Annotated in this window: 1 protein-coding gene; it reads right to left on the bottom strand. The window is 60.8% G+C overall.

Translation table 11 applies throughout. The features are described 5' to 3' along the window. A partial coding sequence (gene dxs / locus FKW31_RS15510) for a 1-deoxy-D-xylulose-5-phosphate synthase (RefSeq protein WP_150179020.1) occupies positions 1-1,883 on the bottom strand: 1,883 nt, incomplete at both ends.

Raw genomic sequence — 1,883 nt, forward strand, 5'->3', positions numbered from 1 at the left:
ATGCCCAATGCGCTTAGAGCTGTTCCGACGATGTGCGGAGCGGAGAGCCCTGCCTCGGCATATTGGGCGGCCTGAGTGTTATGGTCAATAAAGCGGTCTGGCAGGGTGAGGGGGCGGAAGCGGACGTTGTCCAAAAGGCCTGTGCGGGCCAGATGGTGGCCAACAAGAGAGCCAAAGCCACCTTCCGAACCTTCCTCAATCGTGATCAGCACCGCATGGTTGCGGGCCAGGTTTTCCACCAGTTCCGTATCAAACGGCTTGGCAAAGCGAGCATCTGCCACGGTGGGCGGCAGGCCACGGGCGGCCAGCATGTCTGCGGCTTTCAGACACTCCGCCAGACGTGGGCCAAGCGAGAGAATGGCCACGCCGCCTTTTTCAGGGCCAGACTGCCCACCCATTTCACGGATAATGCGGCCCTTGCCAATTTCCAGCGGCGTGCCCTCGGCAGGCAGATCCAGCCCAAGGCCACTGCCACGTGGGTAGCGCAGGGCAATCGGGCCTTCATCAAACAGGGTGGCGGTTGCTGTCATGTGCAGCAGTTCCAGCTCGTCTGATGGCGCCATAATGGTCATGCCCGGCAGGCAGCCCAGATAGGCAATGTCGAAGGACCCGGCATGGGTGGCGCCATCGGCCCCTACCAGGCCGGCGCGGTCAATGGCAAAGCGCACGGGCAGCTTTTGCAGCACCACATCGTGCATCACCTGGTCATAGGCGCGCTGGAGGAAGGTGGAATAAATGGCGCAGAACGGGCGCAACCCTTCCGTGGCCATGCCTGCGGCAAAGGTAACGGCGTGCTGCTCGGCAATACCCACATCAAAAAACCGATCCGGGTAAGCCTTGGCAAAGGCATCCAGCCCCGTGCCAGAGGGCATGGCGGCGGTAATGGCGGCAATCTTGTTATCGGTTGCGGCGCGACGTGTGAGTTCGCGCGAGAACACAGAGGTGTAGCTTGGCGGGCCTGCGGGGCCTTTTTTCTGCTCACCTGTAACAACGTTGAACTTGGCAACAGCGTGATACTTGTCTCCGGCTTTTTCGGCTGGCTGATAGCCGTGGCCTTTTTCCGTAATGACATGCAGCATGATGGGGCCGTTATCCGTATCGCGCAGGTTGCGCAGGATAGAGACCAACTGCGGCAGATCATGCCCATCTACAGGGCCAACGTAGTAAAAACCCAGTTCTTCAAACAGCGTGCCGCCGGTGATCATGCCGCGGGCATATTCATCCGCCTTGCGGGCCGTGCGCTCCACAGGGGCAGGCAGCTTTTTCACGAACTTGCCAGCCAGTTCACGCAAGCCCATGAACTTGCGAGAGGACATCAGGCGCGACAGGTAGTTCGACATTGCGCCCACGGGTGGGGCAATGGACATTTCGTTGTCGTTGAGGATGACAATCAGCCGTTCTGCGCCGGGGCCAGCCACAGCGGCGTTGTTCATGGCCTCATACGCCATGCCGGCGGAAATGGAGCCATCGCCAATTACGGCAATCACATTGCGTTCGCGGTAGCTGGGGTCTTCCTCCGCCCGCAGGTGGTGGGCCACGGCCATGCCGAGTCCTGCGGAAATGGAGGTAGAGGAATGCGCTGCGCCAAACGGATCGTACTGGCTTTCTGCGCGGCGGGTAAAGCCAGAAAGGCCGCCCGGCTGGCGCAGGGTGCGGATACGGTCCCGCCGCCCTGTTAGAATCTTGTGAGGGTAGGCCTGATGGCCCACATCCCAGATTACCTTGTCATCAGGGGTGTCAAACACCGCATGCAAGGCAACCGTCAGCTCCACAACACCCAGGGATGCCCCAAGGTGCCCCCCCGTGGTGGAAACCGCGTCCACCGTTTCGGCCCGCAGTTCATCCGCAACCTGCTTAAGCTGCTCAACCGAGAGATTGCGCAG

The organism is Acetobacter sp. DmW_136 (assembly GCF_008690365.1).
In the GTDB taxonomy this organism is placed as follows: Bacteria; Pseudomonadota; Alphaproteobacteria; order Acetobacterales; family Acetobacteraceae; genus Acetobacter; species Acetobacter oryzifermentans.